Here is a 22,829-nt window from a genome sequence, read left to right as displayed (position 1 = left end):
GGGGGCGCGGACACCCCCAGGGGGGACATGCCATGGCCCGGACAGGCCTGCGCAGACGCGCCTCACTGCCGGTTTCGCGCTCCACCTCCTGACGTGGCGCCCGGCGGCGGCCTGCTCGTGGCGGGCACGACCTCCGATGCCGGAAAGAGCGTCCTGGTGGCCGGGCTGTGCCGGTGGCTCGCCCGGCGCGGCGTACGGGTCGCGCCGTTCAAGGCGCAGAACATGGCGCTCAACTCGATGGTCACCGCCGACGGCGGCGAGATCGGACGGGCCCAGGCGATGCAGGCCGCGGCGGCCCGGGTCGAGCCCGAGGCCGCGATGAACCCGGTGCTCATCAAACCGGCCGGGGAGCGGCACTCCCACGTCGTCGTGCTCGGCCGGGCGCACGCCGACGTGGACGCCGTGTCCTACCGCGACCACAAGATGCGCCTGCTCGACGTCGCCCTCGACGCGCTCGACGGCCTGCGCCGCCGCTACGACGTGGTGATCTGCGAGGGGGCGGGCAGCCCGGCCGAGGTCAACCTGCGCGACCGCGACATCGCCAACATGGGCCTGGCCCGCGCGGCCGGTCTGCCGGCGCTCGTCGTCGGCGACATCGACAGGGGCGGCGTGCTCGCGCACTTCGCCGGCACCCTCGCGGTGCTGGACCGGGACGACCAGCGGCACATCGCCGGCTTCGTGGTCAACAAGTTCCGCGGCGACCTCGCGCTGCTGCGGCCGGGGCTCGACTGGCTGGCGGAGGCGACGGGCCGTCCGTGCCTCGGCGTGCTGCCGTGGCGCTCGGGCCTTTGGCTCGACGTGGAGGACTCCCTCGACCTCGACAGCCGTCCCGGCCTGCTCACCCCGCCGGTCGGAGATGAGATCCTGCGCGTGGCCCTCGTACGGCTGCCGCGGATGTCCAACGTCACCGACGCCGACGCGCTGGCCGCCGAACCGGGGGTGAGTGTGCGCCTGGTCACCACTCCCGCCGAGCTCGCCGACGCCGACCTCGTCGTGCTGCCCGGCACCCGCGCCACCGTCGGCGACCTCGCCTGGCTGCGCGAGCGGGGCCTGGACGAGGCGCTGCGCCGCCGCGCCGCCGAGGGCGGCCCGGTGCTCGGGATCTGCGGCGGCTACCAGATGCTCGGCACGGCCGTCGACGACGACGTGGAGAGCCGGGCGGGCCGGGTGCCCGGCCTGGGCCTGCTGCCCGCCCGCACGGCGTACGCGCCGGACAAGGTGCTGGCGCTCGCGGAGGGCGAGTGGCGGGGCCACGAGGTGGCGGGCTACCAGATCCACCACGGCCGGGTCACGGCAGAGGGCGGCGAGCCGTTCCTCGACGGCTGCCGGGCGGGAGCGGTGTGGGGCACGACCTGGCACGGCCTGTTCGAACGGGACGGCTTCCGCCGGGCCTTCCTCGCCGAGGTCGCCGCCGCCGGCGGCCGGGCCTGGCTGCCGGGGACCGGCACGTTCGCCGCGCACCGGGAGGCCCGTCTCGACGCGCTGGGCGACCTCGTCGAGGAGCACCTGGACACCGAGGCCGTGTGGCGGCTCATCGAGCGGGGCGTGCCCGGCGGCCTGCCCACCGCCGAGATCACGTTGCGGGAGGACCGTCCATGACGATGCTGCTGCTGTCCACCGCCGACACCGAGTTGCTCGCCGCCACCCGCGGCGGGGCGGGCTGGCGGGTCGCCAACCCCGCGCGTACGGCCGCCGGGGACGTGCCCGCGCTCGTGGACGGCGTGGACGCCGTCGTCGTCCGGCTGCTCGGCGGCAGGCGCTCGTGGCCCGAGGGGCTCGACGCCGTGCTGGCCGCGGGGCTGCCCACGATCGTGCTCGGCGGCGAGCAGGCCCCGGACGCCGCGCTGATGGCGCTGTCCACCGTGCCGTCGGGGGTCGCGGCCCAGGCGCTCGCCTATCTCGCGGAGGGCGGCCCGGACAACCTGGCGGAGCTGCGGCGCTTCCTGTCCGACACGCTCCTGCTGACCGGCGAGGGCTTCGCGCCGCCCAGATCCACCCCCGCCTGCGGCGTGCGGCCCGGCCGCGCCCGCCGGGAGGGCCGCCCGCTGGTCGGCGTGGTCTACTACCGGGCCCACGAGCTGTCGGGCAACACGGCTTTCGTCGACGCGTTGTGCGACGCGGTCGAGGCGGCGGGCGCCGACGTGCTGCCGGTCTTCTGCGGGTCGCTGCGCGGGGCGGGCGACGACCTGCTCGAACCGCTGCGGCCGGTGGACGCCCTCGTCGTCACCGTACTGGCCGCGGGCGGCGCGGTGGCCGCCGCCGCGAGCGCGGGCGGCGACGAGGACGCCTGGGACGCCGGGGCGCTCGCCGCCCTCGACGTGCCGGTGCTGCAGGCGCTGTGCCTGACCACCCCCCGCGCGGTCTGGGCGGACTCCGACGCCGGCCTGTCCCCGCTGGACGCCGCGATGCAGGTGGCGGTGCCCGAATTCGACGGCAGGCTGATCGGCGTGCCGTTCTCCTTCAAGGAGGACGGGCCCGACGGCGTGCCGGTCTACGTCGCCGACCCCGAGCGGTGCGCCCGCGTGGCCGCCCTCGCGGTCGCGCACGCCCGGCTGCGCCATGTGCCCAACGGCGACAAGCGCCTGGCGATCGTGCTGTCGTCCTACCCCACCCGGCACGCCCGGGTCGGCAACGCCGTCGGGCTCGACACCCCCGCCTCCGCCGTCGTGCTGCTGCGGGCCCTGCGCGCGGCCGGGTACGACGTGGGCGGCGCGCCGGACGACGGCGACGCGCTGATCCACGCCCTGATCGCGGCGGGCGGCCACGACGTTGAGTGGCTCACCGAGGAGCAGCTGGAGGCCGCCCCGGCCCGGGTGCCGCTGGACGCCTACCGGGAGTGGTTCGCGGCGCTGCCCGCCGAGCTGGGCGAGGCGGTGACCGCCCACTGGGGGGCGCCGCCCGGAGAGCTGTACGTGGACGGCACCGACATCGTGGTCGCCGCGCTGCGGTTCGGCAACGTCATGCTCGCCATCCAGCCGCCCCGGGGGTTCGGCGAGAACCCGGTGGCCATCTACCACGACCCCGACCTGCCGCCGAGCCACCACTACCTCGCGGCGTACCGGTGGCTGGCCCGCGAGTTCGGCGCGCACGCCGTCGTCCACCTCGGCAAGCACGGCACGCTGGAGTGGCTGCCGGGCAAGGGGCTCGGGTTGTCGGCGTCGTGCGCGCCCGACGCCGCGCTCGGCGCGCTGCCGCTGGTCTACCCGTTCATCGTCAACGATCCTGGCGAGGGCACCCAGGCCAAGCGCCGCGCGCACGCCACCGTCGTCGACCACCTGATCCCGCCGATGGCCAGGGCCGACTCGTACGGCGACCTGGCCCGGCTGGAGCAGCTGCTGGACGAGCACGCCACCGTCGCCGCCCTCGACCCGGCCAAGCTGCCGGCCGTACGGGCGCGGATCTGGACGCTCATCCAGGCCGCCCAGCTCCACCACGACCTGCACGTGGACGAGCGGCCGCAGGACGCGGAGTTCGACGACTTCCTGCTGCACGTCGACGGCTACCTCTGCGAGATCAAGGACGCCCAGATCCGCGACGGCCTCCATGTGCTCGGCCAGGTCCACACCGGGGAGGCCCGAGTCAACCTCGTGCTCGCCGTGCTGCGCGCCCGTCAGGTCTGGGCCGGCGCCGCCGGGGCGCTGCCCGGCCTGCGCGAGACCCTTGGCCTGCCGGGAGACGCCGGGACGGCGGAGGTGGACGCGTTCGAGGGCGAGGCGCGGCGGCTGGTCCAGGCGATGGAGGACCACGGCTGGGACCCGGCGGCGGCCGGCGCGGTCACGGACGTGCCGGAGGCCGCCCGGGTGCTGCGCTTCGCCGCCGAGGAGGTCGTGCCGAGGCTCGACCGGACGACGGACGAGGTCGCGCACGTGCTGCACGCGCTGGACGGCGGTTACGTGCCCGCCGGGCCGTCCGGGTCGCCCACCCGAGGGCTGGTCAACGTGCTGCCCACCGGCCGCAACTTCTACTCGGTCGACCCCAAGGCGATCCCGTCGCGGCTGGCCTGGGAGACCGGCTCGGCGCTCGCGGCCTCGCTGGTCGAGCGCTACCGCGCCGACACCGGCGAGTGGCCGCGCACGGTCGGCCTGACGGTCTGGGGCACCAGCGCGATGCGCACCCAGGGCGACGACATCGCCGAGATCATGGCGCTGCTCGGCGTGCGGCCGGAGTGGGACGACGCCTCCCGCCGGGTGACCGGCTTCGCGGTGATGACGGCCGAGGAGCTGGGCCGCGCCCGGGTGGACGTGGTCGTGCGCATCAGCGGCTTCTTCCGCGACGCGTTCCCCCACGTCGTGACGCTGCTCGACGAGGCCGTACGGACGGTCGCCGCGCTGGACGAGCCCGCCGAGGTCAACCCGCTGCGGGCGCACGTCCACGCCGACCTCGCCCGGCACGGCGACGAGCGCCGCGCCACCAGCCGCGTCTTCGGCTCCAAACCCGGCGCGTACGGCGCGGGCCTGCTGCCGCTCATCGACGCCCGCAACTGGCGTGACGACGCCGACCTCGCCGAGGTGTACGCGGTGTGGGGCGGCTACGCCTACGGCCGGGGCCTGGACGGCCGGGAGGCCCGCGCGGACATGGAGGCGGCGTTCCGGCGCATCGACGTGGCGGCCAAGAACCAGGACAACCGCGAGCACGACATCGCCGACTCCGACGACTACTTCCAGTACCACGGCGGGATGGTGGCCATGGTCCGCCACCTGACCGGCACGTCCCCCGCGGCGTACGTGGGCGACTCGCACGTCCCCGACGCGGTGCGCACCCGGACGCTGGGCGAGGAGACGCGGCGGGTGTTCCGGTCCCGGGTGGTCAACCCGCGCTGGATCGCGGCGATGCGGCGGCACGGCTACAAGGGGGCGTTCGAGATGGCGGCCACGGTGGACTACCTGTTCGGGTTCGACGCCACGGCCGGAGTGGTGGACGACTGGATGTACGAGTCGCTCGCCGCCTCCTACGTCTTCGACCCGCAGGTGCGGGAGTTCATGCGGGCGTCCAACCCCTGGGCGCTGCGCGGCATCGCCGAACGGCTGCTGGAGGCGGCCGACCGGGGCCTGTGGGCCGAGCCGTCGCCGGAGACCCTCGACGGCCTGCGTGCGACGTACCTGGAGATGGAAGGCGACCTGGAGGCGGGCAAGTGACCGGACATCCCTTCACCTCGTATCCGTTCAGCGCGGTCGTCGGGCACGACGACCTCAAGCTGGCGCTGCTGCTCAACGCCGTGTCGCCCGCGATCGGCGGCGTGCTCGTGCGGGGCGAGAAGGGCACGGCGAAGTCGACCGTGGTGCGGTCGCTCGCGGCGCTGCTGCCCGAGGTGACGGTGGTGGCGGGCTGCCGGTTCTCCTGCGATCCCGCCGCGCCCGACCCGTCGTGTCCCGACGGCCCGCACGAGAGCGGCCTGTCCGGGCAGCCACGCCCCGCCCGGCTGGCCGAGCTGCCGGTGGGCGCGTCGGAGGACCGGGTGGCCGGGTCGCTCGACCTGGAGCGGGCGCTGACCGAGGGGGTCAAGGCGTTCGAGCCGGGCCTCCTGGCGGCGGCGCACCGTGGCGTGCTCTACGTGGACGAGGTCAACCTGCTCCACGACCACCTGGTGGACCTGCTGCTCGACGCGGCGGCGATGGGCGTGGCCCACGTGGAGCGCGAGGGCGTGTCGGTCCGCCACGCCGCCCGTTTCCTGCTGGTCGGCACGATGAACCCCGAGGAGGGCGAGCTCCGGCCGCAACTGCTCGACCGTTTCGGCCTCGCCGTCGAGGTGCGCGCATCCCGCGACCCGGACGAGCGTGCCGAGGTCGTGCGCCGCCGCCTCGCCTTCGACGCCGATCCGGCCGGCTTCGCCGCCGCGTACGCCGGCGGCGAGCGCGACCTCGCCCGGCGCATCGCGGCGGCGCGCGACCGGCTGCCCGGCGTGGCGCTTCCCGACGACGCGCTGCGGGGCATCACGGCGGTGTGCGCGGCCTTCGACGTCGAGGGGATGCGCGCCGACCTCGTGATGGCGCGTACGGCGGTCGCCCTGGCCGCGTGGGAGGGCAGAGCCGAGGTCACCTCCGACGACGTCAGGGCGGCCGCCCGCCTGGCGCTCCCCCACCGGCGCCGCCGCGACCCGTTCGACGACCCGGGCCGGGGACTCGACGAGGAACGCCTGGAACAGGCCCTGTCGGAGTCCGCTTCCGAAAGCGACGACGGACCGGACGACGACGGGCCGGGCGGTGGGGGCGCGTCCGGCGGCGGTTCCGGCAGCGGTTCCGACGACGGCGACGGGTCCGGGGGCGGCGCGGCGTCCCAGCCCGTCCAGCCGGGGGCGCCCTATCGGACCCGGCTCCTCGCCCCCGCCGCGGTCGGCCGGGGCGGGCCCGCCGGACGGCGCGGGCGCACCACGGGTGAGTCCGGCCGCACCGTCGGCGCCCGTACGCCGGGCGGGCGGCTGCGGCGGCTCGACCTGCCGGCGACGCTGGCCGCCGCCGCGCCCCACCAGCGCGAACGCGGCCGTGCCGGTTCCGGCCTCGTGCTGCGCCGCGACGACCTGCGCGAAGCCGTACGCGAGGGACGCGAGTCGAACCTCGTGCTGTTCTGCGTGGACGCCAGCGGCTCGATGGCCGCCCGGGCCCGGATGCGCGCCGTGAAGGGCGCCGTGCTGTCCCTGCTGCTGGACGCCTACCAGCGCCGCGACAAGGTCGGCCTGGTCACCTTCCGGGGCGAGGACGCGACGGTCGCGCTGCCGCCGACCTCCAGTGTCGAGCTGGCCTCCGGCCGGCTGGCCCGGCTGGCCACCGGCGGGCGCACCCCGCTGGCCGCCGGGCTTCGCCGGGCGGAACGGGTGCTGGCCGCCGAGCGGCTGCGCGACCCCCGCCGCCGCGCGCTGCTCGTGGTCGTCACCGACGGCAGGCACACCTCCGGCCCCGACCCGGTCGACGCCGCCCGGCGGCTGGCCGGGGTCGCGAGCGTGGTCGTCGACTGCGAGCACGGCCCCGTACGGCTCGGCCTGGCCGGGCGGCTCGCCGCCGCGCTCGGTGGGACCGCGCTGCGCCTTCAGGATCTGGCGGCCGATCACCTGGCCGCGGTCGTGCGTGACGTCAGGAGGGTGGCGTAGATGCCGCAGGGCAGGCCGGCGAGCGTGCCGGACGACGGGCTGACCACGCGCGCGCGGCGCAACCGCCCGCTGGTCATCGTGCACACCGGGGAGATGAAAGGGAAGTCGACGGCCGCCTTCGGCCTGGCGCTGCGCGCCTGGAACCAGGGCTGGCCCGTCGGAGTGTTCCAGTTCGTCAAGAGCGCCAAGTGGCGGGTCGGCGAGGAGGCCGCCCTGCGCGCCCTCGGCCGGCTGCACGAGCAGACCGGCGAGGGCGGGCCGGTGACCTGGCACAAGATGGGCGAGGGCTGGTCGTGGATCCGGCGGCCCGGCACCGAGGCCGACCACGCCGCCGACGCCCGCGAGGGCTGGGCGCAGATCAGGCGCGACCTCGCCGCCGAGACCTACGGCCTGTACGTCCTCGACGAGTTCACCTATCCCCTCAAGTGGGGCTGGGTCGACGTGGACGACGTGGTCGAGACCCTGCGCGCCCGGCCCGGCCGCCAGCACGTGGTGATCACCGGCCGCGACGCCGATCCCCGCCTGGTCGAGGCCGCCGACCTCGTGGTGGAGATGACCAAGGTCAAGCACCCGATGGACGCGGGACAGAAGGGCCAGAGGGGCATCGAATGGTGAGCGTCCCCCGGCTCGTCGTCGCCGCCCCGGCCTCGGGAACGGGCAAGACCACCGTGGCCACCGGGCTGATGGCGGCGCTGACCGCGCGCGGCCTGGCCGTCTCGCCGCACAAGGCGGGCCCCGACTACATCGACCCCGGCTACCACGCGCTCGCCACCGGCCGTCCGGGCCGCAACCTCGACGCGTTCCTCGTCGGGGAGGACCTGGTGGCCCCGCTGTTCGCGCACGGCGCGCGCGGCGCGGACGTCGCGGTCGTCGAAGGCGTCATGGGATTGTTCGATGGCCGGGGGCCGACCTCGGAAGCCTCGACCGCGCACATCGCCCGCCTGCTCGACGCGCCCGTGCTGCTCGTGGTGGACGCGTCGTCCCAGTCGGCGTCCGTCGCGGCCCTCGTGCACGGCTTCGCCACCTTCGACCGGTCCGTACGGATCGCCGGGGTGGTGCTCAACCGGGTGGGCTCGGCCCGCCACGAGGAGATCCTCCGCGAGGCGCTGCGGCCGCTCGGCATCCCGGTGGCCGGGGTCCTGCCGCGCGACGCGGCCGTCCAGGTGCCGTCGCGGCACCTCGGCCTGGTGCCCGCCGCCGAGCGCGACGCGCAGGCGCGGCGGGCCGTGGCCGCCCTCGGGACGCTGGTGGAACGGCACTGCGACCTCGACCTCGTGCTGCGCCTGGCGTCGGCCGCGCCGCCGCTTCCGGCCGCCCCCTGGTCGGCCGCCGACGCGGTGGGAATCCCGGTTTCCGGGCGGCCCGTGGTCGCGGTCGCCGCCGGCGCGGCGTTCACGTTCTCCTACGCCGAGACGGCCGAGCTGCTGAGCGCCGCCGGAGCCGAGGTGGCGTACGTCGACCCGCTGCGGGACGAGGCGCTGCCGCCGGGCACCCGGGCGCTGGTGATCGGCGGCGGGTTCCCCGAGGTCCACGCCGCCGACCTGGCGGCCAACAGGCCGTTGCGGGGACAGGTCGCCCGCCTCGCCGCCCGCGGCCTGCCGATCGCGGCCGAGTGCGCGGGCCTGCTCTACCTGGCCGCCTCGCTCGACGGCGCGCCGATGTGCGGGGTGCTGCCGGTGGAGGCGCGGATGACCGAGCGGCTGACGCTCGGCTACCGGGAGGCCGTACGGCCCGACGGCACCGTCGTACGCGCCCACGAGTTCCACCGCACCACCTGCTCTCCGCCCGCCGGGGAGTCCCCGGCGTACGTCCTGCCGAGGCGCGAGGGATTCGTCCGGGGCGGCGTGCACGCCTCCTACCTCCACCCGCACTGGGCGGGCGCGCCGCGCCTGGCGCGTGATCTCGTGGAGGCTGCCGCATGAGGCCCGTGCTGACGGGGGTCGGCGTCGGCCCGGGCGACCCGGACCTGGTGACGGTGAAGGCCGTGCGCGTGCTGCGCGAGGCAGACGTGGTCGTGGTGCCGGTGGCCGACACCGGGGAGGAGGGCCGCGCCGAGCGCATCGTCCGCGCCCACACCGGCCGCGAGGTGACCCGCCTGGAGTTCGCCCTGGCCGATCCGCCGGGCAGCGGTCCCCGGCGTGAGGCGGCCTGGGACGCGGCGGGCGCCGCCGTCGCCGCCGTCTATGAGACCGGCGCGCGGACGGTCGCGTTCGCGACGATCGGCGACCCCAACGTCTACAGCACCTTCACCTACCTGGCCGGGACCGTGCGCGGGCTCGTGCCGGAGGTGGAGGTCCGCACGGTCCCCGGCGTCACCGCCATGCAGGCGCTCGCGGCGAGCAGCGGGACCGTCCTGGTCGAGGGCCGGGAGTCGCTGGCGCTGATGCCGCTGACGGCGGGGCTGGACGCCCTGCGCGCGGCGCTCGACACCCATGACACTGTCGTGGCCTACAAGGGAGGGCGCATGCTGCCGGGAGTGCTGGCCGCCGTCCGCGAGTCCGGCCGCCTGGCCGGCGCGGTGTACGGCGCATCGCTCGGGCTGCCGGAGGAGGACGTGCGGCCCGCCGCCGGGCTCGACCCGGCCGGGACCGGGCCGTACCTGTCCGCGCTGCTGGTCACCCGGGAGCGTACGGGCCGGGGAGGCCGGTTGTGAGCGGGAAGGTCACTTTCGTCGGCGCGGGGCCGGGCGCGCCCGACCTGCTCACGCTGCGCGGCGCGGCGGCCATCGCGGCCGCCGACGTCGTGGTCTGGGCCTCCAGCCTGGTGCATCCCGGCCTGCTCGGCCATGCCCGGGCCGGCGCCCGGATCGTCGACTCCGCCGCGGTGCCCCTGGAGGAGGTCGTCGCCGTGTACGAGGAGGCGGCCCGCGACGGGCTGCGCGTCGCCCGCGTGCACTCCGGCGACCCCGCCCTGTGGGGGGCCGTGCAGGAACAGCTCGACCGGTGCACCGCGCTCGGGCTGGAGACCGAGGTCGTGCCGGGGGTCTCCAGCTTCACCGCCGTCGCCGCCGCCGTACGGCGGGAGCTGACCGTGCCGGAGGTCGCGCAGTCGGTCGTGCTCACCCGGCTGGAGGGCGGCAAGACGCCGATGCCCGAGGGCGAGACCGTGCGGGAGTTCGCCGCGCACGGCACGACGATGGCGCTGTTCCTGTCGGCTGCCCGCTCGGCGCAGTTGCAGCAGGAACTGCTGGCGGGCGGCTACCCGCCCGAGACGCCCTGCGTGGTCGGCTACCGGGTCACGTGGGAGGACGAGCTGGTGCTGCGCTGCCGCCTGGACGAGCTGGCGGCAGCCGTGCGCGCCCATCGGCTCTGGAAGCACACGCTGGTGCTGGTCGGGCCCGCGCTGGAGGCCCACGGTACGCGCTCGCACCTCTACCACCCGGGCCACTTCCACGGCCACCGCCGCTCCGAGCCCGCGGCCCGGCGCGAGCTGAAGGGATCCCGGTGACCGAGGGCCCTGAGCTGCGCGAGCCGGACCTGCCGCGCACGATGCGGGTGCGCAAGCGGGCGCTGCGGACCGGATGGACGACGGGCACCTGCGGCGCCGCCGCCGCGAAGGCCGCCAGCATCGCGCTCGCGCACGGCGACACCCCGCCCACGGTGGACACGCCGCTGCCCGGCGGCGGCCGGGTGACGCTGCCGGTCGACTCCTACGCCGTGACGGACGCGAAGGCCACGGCCGTGGTCGTCAAGGACGCCGGGGACGACCCCGACGTGACCGACGGCGCGCACCTGACCGCGACCGTGTCCTGGCGTCCGGAAGCCGGCATCGAACTGGACGGCGGCGTCGGCGTCGGCGTGGTCACCCGGCCGGGCCTCGGCCTGGAGGTCGGCGGCCCGGCCATCAACCCGGTCCCCCGGGCGCAGATCACCCAGGCCGTCGGTGAGGTCGTGGACCTCGGGCGGCGCGGCGTCCGCGTGGTCATCAGCGTGCCCGAGGGCGAGCGGATGGCCCGCAAGACCACCAACGCCAGGCTCGGGATCCTCGGCGGCATCTCGATCCTCGGCACCACCGGGATCGTGCGGCCGTTCTCCACCGAGTCGTGGCGCTCCTCCGTCCTGCAGGCGATCGACGTGATGGCGGCGCAGGGCGAGCGCACGCTGGTGCTGTCCACGGGCGGGCGCACCGACCGGGCCGCGATGCGGCTGCGGCCCGGCCTGCCCGCCGTGTGCTTCGTCGAGGTCGGCGACTTCACCGGGGCCGCGCTGCGCCGGGCCGCCGACGCGGGGCTGACCGACGTGCTGTTCGTCGGCATGGTCGGCAAGCTGACCAAGCTCGCCGCGGGCGTGCTCATGACGCACTACACCCGGTCGAAGATCGACAAGGACCTGCTGGCCGGGATGACCCGGGAGGCGGGCGGCGACGAGGCCCTGGCCGGGCGGGTCGCCGAGGCCAACACCGCCCGGCACGCGTACGAGTTGTGGGAGGCCGCCGGGCTGCTCGAACCCGCCGGGCGCGTGCTGTGCGCGCGGGTCAAGAACGTGCTGGAGCGGTTCTGCGACGGCGCGCTCACCGCCTCGGTGATCATGGTCGATCCGGACGGCCACGCCCCGGTCGCCTCCAGCGGGGAGGCCGTCGGGTGGTGACGGTCATCGGCGTCGACGGACGTCCCCTCGCTCCATGGGCCGCCGCGCGGCTGGCCGGGGCGACGCTGGTGGCGGGTGCCGCCCGCCACCTGGACGCGCTGCCGGTGCCCGCGCAGGCCGCGCGCGTCGTGCTGGGGGACGTCCCGGCGGGAGTGCGGGCCCTCGCGGCCCATGACGGCCCGGCCGTCGTGCTCGCCTCGGGCGACCCCGGGTTCTTCGGCCTCGTCCGCCTGCTGCGCGAGCACGGTCTCGGCGTCGAGGTCGCACCCGCCGTCTCCTCGGTCGCGGCGGCCTTCGGACTGGCCGGCCTGAACTGGGACGACGCCGTCGTGGTGAGCGCGCACGGGCGCGACCCGCGCCGGGCCGTCAACGCCTGCCGGGCGCTGGCGAAGGTCGCCGTGCTCACCGCGCCGGGCGCGGGTCCCGCCGAGATCGGCGCCGCGCTGCGCGGCTGGCCACGCCGGCTCCTGGTCGCGGAGCGCCTCGGCGCCGCCGGACGGCGGGTGACCGAATGCACGCCTGACGAGGCCGCCCGGCGGGAGTGGACCGACCCCAACGTGGTGCTCTCCCTGGTGGATCGCCCGTCTCCGCGCGGCTGGGCGGCGCCACCGCGCCTGACTCCGGAGCGCTGGGCGCTGCCCGAGGAGCGCTTCGAGCACCGCGACAGCATGATCAGCAAGGCGGAGGTGCGGGCGCTGGCCCTCGCCCACCTCGGTCCCGGCGTGGGCGACCTGGTCTGGGACCTCGGCTGCGGCAGCGGCTCCGTGGCCGTCGAGGCGGCCCGGTTCGGTGCCGCCGTCGTCGCCGCCGACCGCGACCCCGCCCAGTGCGACCGGACGCGCCGCAACGCCGCCGCGTACGGCGTCGAGGTGCGGGTGGTGCACGGCGAGGCCCCCGGATGCCTGGCCGGGCTGCCCGGCCCCGACGCGGTGTTCGTCGGCGGGGGCGGCGCCGAGGTGGTGGGCCACGTGGCGGGTCTCGGCCCGCGATCCGTGGTCGCCGCGCTCGCCGCCGTCGACAGGGTGCCCGCCGTACGTGACGCGCTGCGCGCCGCGGCGTACGACGTCGGCGGCGTGTCGCTCGCGGCGAGCAGGTTCGCCGATCTGCCCGGCGGCGCCACACGTCTCGCCGCGGCCAATCCGGTCTTTCTCGTATGGGGGCATCGTTGACAGTGATCGGCCTGGTGACGGCCACGAGGGCGGGGCGGACGGCCGCCGGTCTGCTGGAGCGGGCGTGGCCGCAGACCCGGTGGTATCCGGTGGCCGACCTGGCCCGGGCCTGGCGCGAATGCGACCGCGTCGTGTGCTTCCTCGCGGTCGGCGCGGCCGTCCGGCTGCTCGCGCCGCTGCTGGGCGACAAGCACGACGACCCCGGAGTGGTGTGCGTCGACGAGGCGGGCCGCTTCGCGGTCGCCCTGACCGGCGGCCACGACGGGGGCGCCAACCGGCTCGCGCACGAGGTCGCCTCCGTGCTGGGCGCGACGCCGGTCGTCACCACCGCGACCGACGCCACCGGCACCGGCGCGCTCGACACACTCGGCCTGCCGGTCGAGGGCGACATCGCGGCCGTGACCCGGGCCATGCTCGACAGTCTGCCCGGCGGTCTGCCCGACGGCGAGGAGGTGACGCTCACCGCCGACGCCACCTGGCCGCTGCCGCCGCTGCCCGCCACCCCGTCGGCCACGCCACGCCCCCCGTGTGTGTGGGTGACGGATCGGGTCGTGGACCCGCCGCGCCCGGCCGTCGTCGTCCGGCCGCCGAGCCTCGTCGTCGGCGTCGGCGCGAGCCGGGGCGTAGCCGCCGATGAGGTCCTCGCACTGATCCGCGACACGCTGGCCGAGGCCGGGCTGTCGCCCCGCTCGGTCGTACGCCTGGCCACCGCCGACGTGAAGGCGGACGAGGCCGGCATCGTGGCGGCCGCCCGCGTGCTCGGCGTGCCGCTCGTCACCCACCCCGCCGAACGGCTCGCCGGGGTCGAGGTGCCGCATCCCAGCGAGGTCGTCCGGCGGGCTGTCGGCACTCCCAGCGTGGCCGAGGCCGCCGCGCTGGCCGACGGCGGCGACCTGGTCGTGCCCAAACGCAGGTCGGCGATGGCGACCGCCGCCATCGCCCGGCTGCGCCCCCGCGGCAGGCTGGCCATCGTCGGACTCGGTCCCGGCGCCCGCGACCTGATGACCCCGCGCGCCGTGGCCGAGGTACGCCGCTGCGGCTACCTCGTCGGCCTGGACCAGTACGTCGACCAGATCCGCGACCTGCTGCGCCCCGGCACCCGGGTGATCACCTCAGGCCTCGGCGCGGAGGAGGAACGCGCCCGCACCGCCGTACGGCTGGCCCGCGAGGGCCACGCGGTCGCGCTGGTCGGCAGCGGCGACGCGGGCGTCTACGCGATGGCCGCACCCGCTCTGGAGTTCGCCGACGACACCTTCGACGTGGTCGGCGTGCCGGGGGTGACGGCCATGCTCGCCGCCGGTGCGCTGCTCGGCGCGCCGCTCGGACACGACCACTGCGCGATCAGCCTGTCGGACCTGCACACGCCGTGGGAGGCCATCGAGCGGCGGGTGCGCGCGGCGGCCGACGCCGACCTCGTGGTGGCCTTCTACAACCCCCGCTCACGCGGCCGCGACTGGCAGCTCCCCCGGGCGCTGGAGATCCTCGGCGAGCGGCGCGGCCCGGACACTCCGGCCGCCGTGGTGACCGACGCGAGCCGCCCCGGCGAGAGCGTCGCGCTGACCACACTCGACGGGCTCGACGTGTCCGCCGTGACCATGCGCAGCCTCGTGATCGTCGGCGCCACGTCCAGCCGGGCCGTGGCGGGCCGCTTCGTGACACCGAGGGGGTACGCGTGGCAGCCCTCTCCTACGTAGTCACCAGCGCCTGCGCCGGTTGCGGCGCCTGCCTGCTCACCTGTCCCGAGCACGCCATCCGGCCCGGCGCCGACGGCGCGCTGATCGTGCTCGGGTCCCGGTGCACGCGGTGCGGCGAGTGCGCCGAAGTGTGCCCCGTCGACGCCGTACTGGAGGTGTCAGGTTGAGGAGGGCGCACCCGATCGAAGCCCGGTCGTACGACATCCTGCGCTCGCGCGCGGACACCTCCGGGCTGCCACCGCTGACCCGGGCCGTGACCGAGCGGGTGATCCACGCGAGCGCCGACCTCGATTACCTCACCGACCTGCTCGTCTCGGCCGAGGAGGACCTGCGGCGGGCCACGGCCGCCCTGCGCGCCGGCGCCCCCGTGGTCACCGACGTCGAGATGGTCGCCGCGGGCGTCACCGCCGTCACCCCCGTCTGCCACGTCCGCCGGGCCGTCGCCCGGGACGGCCTGACCCGCAGCGCCGCCGCCGTCCGCCTCGCCTACGACGAGGTGGGCCCGGGGGCGGTGTGGGCCGTCGGCAACGCCCCCACCGCGCTGGAGGAGATCCTGCGCCTCGGCGTACGCCCCGCGCTCGTCGTCGGCCTGCCGGTCGGGTTCGTCGGGGCGGCCGAGAGCAAGGCGGCCCTGCGCGCGTCGGGACTGCCCGCGGTCAGCAACCGCGGCGAGAAAGGCGGCTCGGCGGTCGCCGCGGCCGCCGTCAACGCACTTCTGTACTGGGAGGATCCCCTATGACCGGCTCGCCGGCGCTGCTTCTCGTCGGTCACGGCACCCGCGACGCGGCCGGTGTCCGCGACTTCCACCTGCTGGTCGAGGAGGTGGCCGCCCGCGCCCCCGTCCCGGTCGCCGGCGGGTTCATCGAGTTGTCCCGCCCGCCCCTGCGCGAGGCGGTCGCCGCGCTCACCGGGGCCGGGCACACCAGACTCGGCGTGGTCCCGCTCGTGCTGGTCGCGGCCGGGCACGCCAAGGGCGACGTGCCCGCGGCGCTCCGCCGGGAGGCGCTGCGCCACCCCGGTCTCGGCTACGCGTACGGCAGGCCGCTCGGGCCGCACCCCACACTGCTCGGCCTGCTGGACGAGCGGCTGGACGCCGTGCTCGACCCGTCCGAGCGCGCGGAGACGACCGTGGTGCTCGTCGGCCGCGGCTCCTCGGACCCGGACGCGAACGCCGAGCACGTCAAGGTGGCCCGGCTGCTGTGGGAGGGACGCGGCCTGGCCGGTGTCGAACCCGCGTTCATCAGCCTCGCCGATCCCGGCGTCGCCGCCGCGCTGGAGCGGGCCCGGTCGCTCGGCGCCCGCCGGATCGTCGTCCTGCCGTACTTCCTGTTCAGCGGGGTGCTGCCGGACCGCACCGCCGCCCAGGCGCGTGAGTGGGCCACGGCGCACCCCGAGGTCGAGGTGCGCTGCGCCGGCGTCATCGGGCCCGCGCCCGCCCTGGCCGGCCTGGTGCTGGAGCGCTACGACGAGGCGCTGCGCGGCGACATCCGGATGAACTGCGACACCTGCCTCTACCGCGTGCCGCTGCCGGGCCACGAGCACCGGGTGGGCGCGGCGCAGCACCCGCACCACCACCCGGACGACCCGGCGCACGTGCACGTCTAGGCCAGTTCCCGCACGAGCGTGGTGAGGGCCGGGCCGAGCGGGGCGTCGAAGGTCATCAGCGCCTCGCCGTCGCCCCGGGTCGGCCCCTGATTGATGATCGCGACGGGGATCGAGCGGGCGGCGGCGTGCCGGACGAACCGGTAGCCGGACATGACGGTCAGCGACGACCCCAGGACGAGCAGCAGGCCGGCCCCTTCGGTGAGCCCGTAGCACTCCTCGACCCGCGACGGCGGCACGTTCTCGCCGAAGAACACCACGTCGGGCTTGAGCACGCCACCGCAGCCCTCGCAGTCCACCGTGCGGAACGTCTCGACCTCGTCGGCGCCCAGCACCGCGTCACCGTCGGGGTTGATCATCGCGTTGATCACCTCCCGGCGGGCGTGCCAGCCGGGGTTGGCCGCGTGCAGCCGCCGGTCGAGCGTGTGGCGCGGGGTGCGCCGCCCGCACGCGAGGCAGCGCACCCGGTGCAGGCTGCCGTGCAGCTCCACGACCCCGTCCGCGCCCGCCGCCTGGTGCAGGCCGTCCACGTTCTGCGTGATGATCCCGGCGACCAGGCCGCGGCGCTGCAGTTCCGCGACCGCGCGGTGACCGGCGTTGGGCGCGGCGTCCACGATGTGACGCCACCCCAGGTGGCTGCGCGCCCAGTAGCGCCTGCGGGCGGCGGCACTGCTGACGAAGGTGTGGTAGGTCATCGGCTCGGCCCTGCGCCTGCGGCCGGTCTCCCCCCGGTAGTCGGGAATCCCGGACTCGGTCGACAGGCCGGCCCCGCTGAGGACCACCACCTCACCGTCTGCCACGAGATCGGCCAGCATGCCCCACCGCTCGGCGGTCCCCGCGTCGCGCACCACAGTCACGCTTCCATGGTGCCCGACGCCCGCCGCATGTCAGCCCCGGCCCTCCCCCAGCCGTACGTCGAAGATCACTTCGACCTCGTCGCGCAACTTGAGCGCACCGAAGAGGGCGGAGTAAGGGCGGATCCCCCACTGGGACTGCACGACGGTCGCCCTGCCACGCGCCCGCCCATCCGCGAGCGCGCCGTCCACCGTGACCGGCCGGGAGACCCCCAGGATCGTCAGGTCGCCCTCGACGCGGAACGCCTCGGGGCCGCCCTCCACCCGGGTCGACCGGAACGTGACCAGAGGGTGCTGGTCCGCCTTGAGGACCTTGTCGCGCATGTTCTTCTCGATCTCGACCCGGTCGGAGTCGGTGAGCGGCTTGACCCCGCCCGTGCCCTCCCGGACCCGCATCGAGGCCACCTCGGCCTCCACCGTCACCCGGCAGCCCGCCGGGTCGTCCGGCGTCACCACCGCCTCGCCCCGCCACCGCGTGACCTCGATCGTCAGGTCGTGCCCGGCCTTGGCGCCCAGCCCGGCCCGGCCGGTGAGGACCAGGAGCCTGCCCGACCTCGGTCCCAGCGCGTACGTGCCCGCCTCGACGTCCATTTCATGGGCATTCCCGGCAAACGGGCCGGAGATGTCAGTGCCGGACACCCGGCTGAAGGTCACCCTGCCCCCTGGCGATGATCCACCGCGTGGTCTACCGTGCTCGAAGCCGCATCCCTGACGAAAGGCGGTAGCAGCGTGGACCAGGACGACAAGGCGCTCTCGCTGGCACCCGTCGTGCCGTGCACGAACCTCGGCACGGCGGTCGAGGCGTGGTCGGCCCTGCTGGGAACCACCCCGACATTCGTCGACGGCGACCGTTGGGCCCAGTTCGACCTGCCGTCGGGGCGCCTGGCACTGGCCGGCACCGACCAGGCGACGACCGCGCCGTCCGTCATGGTGAAGGTGCCCGACGTCGAGCGCGCCAGGGAGCGGGCCGCCGCACACGGCCTCACGGTCGGTGAGGTCGAGCAGGGCCCGCACGAGCGCAGGTGCACGGTACGTGGGCCAAGTGGCTGGGACGTCGTCTTCTACTCTCCCGCGTGATTACCATCCGGCTCCTTTACGTTGTAGATTTTTGCGGTGTCCGGGGCCCATGTCCCCGGGCCCTCATGGGGCGGTGGTAGGTGAAGGCCCAGCGGTCTTTGCCGGTTTTGCGGCGGGTGTAGCGGTCGGGGTGCTGGTAGCGGTCGCGGTTGTGGAACTGGCAGGCCGGGCCGAGGAGTTTGAGGTCGGTCAGGCCGCCGGTGCTCCAGTTGTCGGCGTGGTCGATCTGGCACCTGGTGGCGGGCAGGGGGCAGCCGTCGATCCAGCAGGTGGCGTAGCGGGTGAGGATGGCCCGCCGCTGGGCGGGGGTGGCCAGGCGGACTTTGCGGCCCATGTCCAGGACCTGCCCGTCGGCGTTCATGACGATCCGTACCAGGGTGGAGGTGCGGGCCAGTCGGTGCACGCTGGAGACGGGCAGCACCTGCCCGGTCGCCAGCAGCAACCCCGGCGCCGTCCCCAACACCGCCCCCAGCAGCGCGTCCGCCAAATTGCCCAGCTCGGTCCCCGGTGACGACTCCGGCTCTCCTCCCGGCGGCGACCCCGGCTCTCCTCCCGGCGGCGACCCCGGCTCTGCTCCCGGTGGCGACCCCGGCTCTGCTCCCGGTGGCGACCCCGGCTCTGCTCCCGGTGGCGGCCCCGGTTCTGGTCCCCGCGCGCCGGGCGCTCCCGGCGTCCTCGGTGTTTCCGGCGCTGTGGTCGAGCACCGCGCCCTACTGCCGCACCCGCACACGGCCTCGCCCTGGCCGGACCACTGGTGCTCGTGTCGTCCGGTCGCGTCATCGCCGGACTGCACTTCATGAGGGCCGGTCGCAAGGTCGGCGCTGTTAACGCCGCTCCCGCCGGTGCTCTCGACGGTGCTCTCGACGCCGGCCTCTGCGGCCTCATCGGCCCCGGCACCCACCGCAGAAGCGGCCTCCCCGGGCTCCCCGCCAGCACCGGTCTCGGCATGGCCGACAGGGTCGATGCTGGCGACGTCAGTCGTGTCCCCCTCGGCGGGGGCGCTGGCGTCCTCGCCGTCCCGGCTGTCCTCAGCCGCCTCGGCGTTCCGAGCGCTCTGGGCGTCCTGGGCGCTGTGGCTGTTCTGAGTGTCTTCCGGGGTCTCGGGGTGCTCGGAGGTCTCGGGGCCGGGGGTGGGGTCGGCAGGGAGGGATTCGGCGTTGACCAGCACCAGGAGCTCGGCGGCGATCTTCTCCTCCAGCAACGCCATGAACGCATCCGCCTGACGCACTCGCAGCGGCCGGTCATCACCCTCCGCCTTCGGCCTGGCATACGCATCCAGCAACGCCTGCAACCGGGCGGCATGCTCACGCGGCAGATAAAACTCCCCCTCAAGCCCCCCGCCCTTGCCCCGGCGGACCCGCAAGAACCGCCGCCCGTAATCGGCCCGCTCATCACGGTCCTCACCATCGGGGTCCAGCACCGCCCGCAGGTAGCGGCCCGCCCTGGCCACCTCCGCCGCCCCCGCCTTGCCCGCCAGCTCCAACAGAATCGGCTCAGCCACCGCAGCGTGCTCATCGGACAGGCCGGAGATCGCGGTGCAGATGGCCTCCACCACCCCCGCCGCCAAGTCACCCGCGGCGAACTTCTCCCGCACCCGCGGCAGCCGAGCCAACTCGATCCCCAAGGTCAGCAGTCGGCTTGCTCCCGCGACGCTCATTCCTCCGGCGGTGCGCAGCCAACTGCGGGTGGAGGCATGCCCATGCCGCCGGGCCTGCCCCGCCCGATGCACCCGCCCCACCCGATCCGCCAGAGCACACGTGATCCGATCCCGCGCGAACACCAACTCCTCAGCCTCAGCCAGACAGACATCCACATCGTCCGGAACCGGCGCCAACGCCAACGCCTGCGCCGACTCACGAACAGAACCCACCAGCACCCACGACGACCGGCCTCTGCCCCGACCGGCTCTCTCGGCATCGTCGGCACCGCCGTCCGCGGCTTGATCATCGGTGGGAGGGCCGTCGTTCGTGGATGTGCCACGCGTGCGCCCGCCGTTTACGACGCCAGCGCTGCAATCGTCACGGGCGAGCGAACCCTCGGATGACCACAACGGCGAATCGGCGACCAATCGGTCCCACCAGCCGTCATCGGTGATGTCCGAACGACGAGGGCATGCAGGATCGAAGCCGGAAAGATCCATCACACCCCTTAGGGATTCGAAAGCCTGTGCTAATTATTTCCTTCCTTGCCGATCAGAGCAACCGGCCCGGAGAAGTAGTTGGAGTTACAGGCAGAACAGTCACAGACGCGGAAATAGTGCAACGCATTGCCTATTCAATGGCGTTTGTCGCGCATGGGGCTATCAGAATTCTGAGACACATGCCTTTACATTGTAGATCCGTAGATCCGTGCTAGCAGTCCGATATATACGAATCAGCTGGCACTTCCACGTCTACCGCAGGGCTTGTGCTGTGGTTATGCAATCGAGACGGCGGCCAATGTGCTCCCACCCGCTCGTACCCGCGCGTCTTTTTCATGCTCAGCAGAGCATGCTAATCGCCAATTTCTGGGAGGCCGTAATAATGCGAGGAATCGCCCGCCGTGCCCGCCGCCGGCGCGAGGACGGAGCCCGGCTCAGGCGTTCCCCGCGCGAGATGTGGGTCAACGGCCTGTTCACGGTCGTCTCCGCGCTCATCGTCACGCTTGGGACCTTGTCCACGCCGCTGCTGTCCAGCGGCAACACCGAGCCGCGCGGTCAAGGGGCCGGGTGCGCGGCGCACTGCGCACACGGCGGCGCGCCCCACGGGCGCTGCTCCCTGCCGGGTCGGCGCATCGACGGGCCCTCGAACGGACGGAAGGACGCCGCCGAACCGGGGGTCGGGGGCGCCCTCCAATTCACGGTCGCATGCTGAGCGGTCGCATGCCGAGCCGTCGCATGCCGAGCGGTCGCATGCCGAGTGGGCAGGGGCGGAAAGATTGCCGAGGGCCCCGCGCCGAACCCTCAGCGTCCGCCGTCGCGGGGCCGTACGACCGCGACAGGGCAGTGCGCGCGGTGCAGCACCGCGTGGCTGACCGAGCCGATCAGCGCGCCGTGCACGCCGCCCAGCCCTCGGGAGCCGACGACCACGAGGTCGGCCACGAGCGAGGCGTCGGCCAGCGCCGGGACCGGGTGGCCGCAGACCGCCGACTCGACGAGCGGAACGTCCGGGTGCTTGTCACGCCACGGCGCCAGCCGCAGCCGCGCCGCGCGCGACTCGTTCTCGTAGATCTCCTCAAGGACCGGGCCGTAGCCGACGGCGAAGGGCGAGAACGTCGGCATCTCCCAGGCGTACACCGCGTGCACGCGGCCGTGTCGCGCCCGGGCCTCCTCGAAGGCGAACTCCAGGGCCGCCTCCGAATGGGGTGACCCGTCGAAGCCGACGACGACCTCGTGGTACTCGTCGCGGTGCGGCTTGCGTACGACCACGACGGGAATCTCCGCGTGACCGGCCAGGCCGAGGCCGACCGATCCGAGGACCAGTCCGGAGAATCCGCCCAGCCCCCGGCTGCCGACCACGAGGGCCCCCGCCCCGGACGACCCGGCGCGCAGCGTCTCGACGACCGTCCCCTCCGCGAGCTCCGTGGTCACCTCCAGATCGGGGGCGATCTCGCGGGCGCGGGCGGCGGCCGCGGCGAGCACACCCTCGCAGAACTCGCTGTAGGACTGGGCGAAGCCTTCGACCGCGTGGAACGGATACTCGTGCGCCCACGGTTCGCGCACATGGACGATCCTCAGCGCGGCGCCCCGGCGCCGCGCGTCGTCCGCCGCCCACTCCAGCGCCGCCGTCGCGGGCTTCGATCCGTCGACGGCGACGACGATCTGTCCGGCCATGTGCTCTTCCTCCTGTGCTCAAGCGCTACGCGGACGCGCGGGGGGTTGGTGCTCCCGGCCACCATCGCACCGTGTCCGCTGCCCAGGGCGCAGCAGACCAAAGTCCTCAAGCGCCGGGACTTCCGCCCGCCGGGCCTGACGGTGGACGGCTGGAACGGCCGCGGGACCTTCGGCCCTGCCCGCCGGTCCGGCCCGGGCGTGTGATGGAAGTCGCGGGCCTGTCCCCGGACCCGCGATCGACCGGAGGAGGCCGCCATGCACATGAGGGTGCAGGACGTCATGGCCACGGACGTCGCGTCCGTACGCGCCGACACGCCGTTCAGGGACATCGCCGAAGTGCTGATCGCCCGCGCCGTGAGCGCCGTTCCCGTCGTGGACGGGGACGGCCGGGTGCTCGGCGTCGTGTCCGAGGCCGACCTGCTGCGCAAGGAGGAGTTCAGGGAGCAGTACTACCGCGAGGGATACCGGCCGCCGTTGCGCGCATGGCTGCGCGACCGCCTCGGCCAGGAGAGCGGGGCGCGGGCCAAGGCGACCGGCGAGACGGCCGCCGAACTGATGACCTCCCCCGCCGTCACCGTCACCGCCGGCACGACCACGGTCGCTGCGGCACGCCTGATGGACGAGCACGGGGTCAAGCGGCTGCCCGTCGTGGACGCCGAGGGCCGGCTGAGGGGCGTCGTCAGCCGCCACGACCTGCTCAAGACGTTCGTACGCGCCGACGGCGAGATCGAACGCGAGGTGCGTGTGGAGATCCTCGGCCGAAGCCTGTGGGTGGACACCTCCAGGGCGGGCGTCCACGTCCATCAGGGCGTGGTGACGCTCACCGGCCGGGTGGACCGCCACAGCGACGCGCGGATCGCCGTACGGATGACGCGCCGGGTCAGCGGAGTCGTCGACGTCGTGGACCACCTGGAATGGGAAGAGGACGACTCCCCGGCCGGGAAGCTGCCGTAGA

General features: G+C 74.9%; 20 protein-coding genes. 16 read left to right on the top strand and 4 right to left on the bottom strand.

All coding sequences use genetic code 11. The features are described 5' to 3' along the window. Nucleotides 1-93: 93 nt before the first annotated feature. Genes HHX41_RS29325 through HHX41_RS29265 form a run of 13 tightly spaced genes read left to right on the top strand, consistent with a single transcriptional unit; the run spans nt 94 to nt 16,135 of the window. Nucleotides 94-1,599 (top strand): cobyric acid synthase, encoded by a 1,506-nt coding sequence (locus tag HHX41_RS29325; RefSeq protein ID WP_310742239.1) that lies wholly within the window; start codon nt 94-96, stop codon nt 1,597-1,599. Beyond that, nucleotides 1,596-5,135 carry a cobaltochelatase subunit CobN gene (gene cobN / locus HHX41_RS29320; protein WP_220504523.1) on the top strand — a complete coding sequence of 1,180 codons (3,540 nt, stop codon included), beginning with the start codon at nt 1,596-1,598 and terminating at the stop codon, nt 5,133-5,135. Before HHX41_RS29325 ends, cobN begins: the two co-directional genes overlap by 4 nt. After that, the gene (locus tag HHX41_RS29315) at nt 5,132-7,081 is read left to right on the top strand and encodes a putative cobaltochelatase (RefSeq protein ID WP_182908532.1); all 1,950 of its coding nucleotides are present in this window, start codon (nt 5,132-5,134) and stop codon (nt 7,079-7,081) included. Before cobN ends, HHX41_RS29315 begins: the two co-directional genes overlap by 4 nt. After that, the gene (gene cobO / locus HHX41_RS29310; protein WP_182908531.1) at nt 7,082-7,696 is read left to right on the top strand and encodes a cob(I)yrinic acid a,c-diamide adenosyltransferase; all 615 of its coding nucleotides are present in this window, start codon (nt 7,082-7,084) and stop codon (nt 7,694-7,696) included. Continuing rightward, nucleotides 7,690-9,003 carry a cobyrinate a,c-diamide synthase gene (locus HHX41_RS29305; protein ID WP_182908530.1) on the top strand — a complete coding sequence of 438 codons (1,314 nt, stop codon included), beginning with the start codon at nt 7,690-7,692 and terminating at the stop codon, nt 9,001-9,003. The genes cobO and HHX41_RS29305 overlap by 7 nt, the downstream gene beginning before the upstream one ends. Continuing rightward, nucleotides 9,000-9,734: a precorrin-2 C(20)-methyltransferase gene (gene cobI / locus HHX41_RS29300; protein ID WP_182908529.1), complete on the top strand. Its 735-nt coding sequence runs from the start codon at nt 9,000-9,002 to the stop codon at nt 9,732-9,734. The genes HHX41_RS29305 and cobI overlap by 4 nt, the downstream gene beginning before the upstream one ends. After that, nucleotides 9,731-10,528 carry a precorrin-4 C(11)-methyltransferase gene (cobM, locus tag HHX41_RS29295; RefSeq protein WP_182908528.1) on the top strand — a complete coding sequence of 266 codons (798 nt, stop codon included), beginning with the start codon at nt 9,731-9,733 and terminating at the stop codon, nt 10,526-10,528. Before cobI ends, cobM begins: the two co-directional genes overlap by 4 nt. Next, a complete protein-coding gene (locus tag HHX41_RS29290; RefSeq protein WP_310742238.1) occupies nt 10,525-11,667 on the top strand; it encodes a cobalt-precorrin-5B (C(1))-methyltransferase in 1,143 nt (380 codons plus the stop codon). The genes cobM and HHX41_RS29290 overlap by 4 nt, the downstream gene beginning before the upstream one ends. Then, complete coding sequence (gene cbiE / locus HHX41_RS29285; RefSeq protein WP_182908527.1) at nt 11,661-12,836, top strand: precorrin-6y C5,15-methyltransferase (decarboxylating) subunit CbiE; 1,176 nt, start codon at nt 11,661-11,663, stop codon at nt 12,834-12,836. Before HHX41_RS29290 ends, cbiE begins: the two co-directional genes overlap by 7 nt. A 2-nt stretch (nt 12,837-12,838) precedes the next feature. Beyond that, nucleotides 12,839-14,530, top strand: coding sequence for a precorrin-3B C(17)-methyltransferase (gene cobJ, locus HHX41_RS29280; protein ID WP_182908625.1), 1,692 nt, complete (start codon nt 12,839-12,841; stop codon nt 14,528-14,530). Next, nucleotides 14,509-14,697, top strand: a complete 189-nt coding sequence (locus HHX41_RS29275; protein WP_169982555.1) for a 4Fe-4S binding protein — start codon at nt 14,509-14,511, stop codon at nt 14,695-14,697. The genes cobJ and HHX41_RS29275 overlap by 22 nt, the downstream gene beginning before the upstream one ends. After that, nucleotides 14,694-15,269: a precorrin-8X methylmutase gene (locus HHX41_RS29270; RefSeq protein ID WP_182908526.1), complete on the top strand. Its 576-nt coding sequence runs from the start codon at nt 14,694-14,696 to the stop codon at nt 15,267-15,269. The genes HHX41_RS29275 and HHX41_RS29270 overlap by 4 nt, the downstream gene beginning before the upstream one ends. Continuing rightward, nucleotides 15,266-16,135 carry a sirohydrochlorin chelatase gene (locus tag HHX41_RS29265; protein ID WP_169982553.1) on the top strand — a complete coding sequence of 290 codons (870 nt, stop codon included), beginning with the start codon at nt 15,266-15,268 and terminating at the stop codon, nt 16,133-16,135. The genes HHX41_RS29270 and HHX41_RS29265 overlap by 4 nt, the downstream gene beginning before the upstream one ends. Here the strand turns inward: HHX41_RS29265 and HHX41_RS29260 are convergent. Both HHX41_RS29260 and HHX41_RS29255 read right to left on the bottom strand, forming a co-directional pair. After that, nucleotides 16,132-16,947 carry an NAD-dependent protein deacetylase gene (locus HHX41_RS29260; RefSeq protein WP_182908624.1) on the bottom strand — a complete coding sequence of 272 codons (816 nt, stop codon included), beginning with the start codon at nt 16,945-16,947 and terminating at the stop codon, nt 16,132-16,134. The genes HHX41_RS29265 and HHX41_RS29260 overlap by 4 nt on opposite strands. Before the next feature lie 72 nt (nt 16,948-17,019). After that, nucleotides 17,020-17,577 carry a YceI family protein gene (locus HHX41_RS29255; protein ID WP_182908525.1) on the bottom strand — a complete coding sequence of 186 codons (558 nt, stop codon included), beginning with the start codon at nt 17,575-17,577 and terminating at the stop codon, nt 17,020-17,022. 138 nt (nt 17,578-17,715) lie between these two features. Between HHX41_RS29255 and HHX41_RS29250 the strand changes: the two genes are divergently transcribed. Beyond that, the gene (locus HHX41_RS29250) at nt 17,716-18,063 is read left to right on the top strand and encodes a VOC family protein (protein ID WP_169982551.1); all 348 of its coding nucleotides are present in this window, start codon (nt 17,716-17,718) and stop codon (nt 18,061-18,063) included. A gap of 16 nt (nt 18,064-18,079) precedes the next feature. Here HHX41_RS29250 and HHX41_RS42025 read toward each other — a convergent pair whose 3' ends face one another. Then, nucleotides 18,080-20,203, bottom strand: coding sequence for a DUF222 domain-containing protein (locus HHX41_RS42025; protein WP_310742236.1), 2,124 nt, complete (start codon nt 20,201-20,203; stop codon nt 18,080-18,082). A gap of 349 nt (nt 20,204-20,552) precedes the next feature. On the opposite strand from HHX41_RS42025, the gene HHX41_RS29240 reads away from it, so the two are divergent. Beyond that, nucleotides 20,553-20,915, top strand: a complete 363-nt coding sequence (locus tag HHX41_RS29240) for a hypothetical protein (RefSeq protein ID WP_182908523.1) — start codon at nt 20,553-20,555, stop codon at nt 20,913-20,915. A gap of 89 nt (nt 20,916-21,004) precedes the next feature. Here the strand turns inward: HHX41_RS29240 and HHX41_RS29235 are convergent, their stop codons facing one another. After that, nucleotides 21,005-21,874, bottom strand: a complete 870-nt coding sequence (locus tag HHX41_RS29235) for a universal stress protein (RefSeq protein WP_169982549.1) — start codon at nt 21,872-21,874, stop codon at nt 21,005-21,007. Between the two features lie 255 nt (nt 21,875-22,129). Between HHX41_RS29235 and HHX41_RS29230 the strand changes: the two genes are divergently transcribed. After that, nucleotides 22,130-22,828 carry a CBS domain-containing protein gene (locus HHX41_RS29230; RefSeq protein ID WP_220504521.1) on the top strand — a complete coding sequence of 233 codons (699 nt, stop codon included), beginning with the start codon at nt 22,130-22,132 and terminating at the stop codon, nt 22,826-22,828. Nucleotide 22,829: the final 1 nt, after the last annotated feature.

Source organism: Microbispora sp. H13382 (assembly GCF_014161445.1).
Lineage (GTDB): Bacteria > Actinomycetota > Actinomycetes > Streptosporangiales > Streptosporangiaceae > Microbispora.
This window is presented reverse-complemented; position numbering and strand designations above follow the sequence as displayed.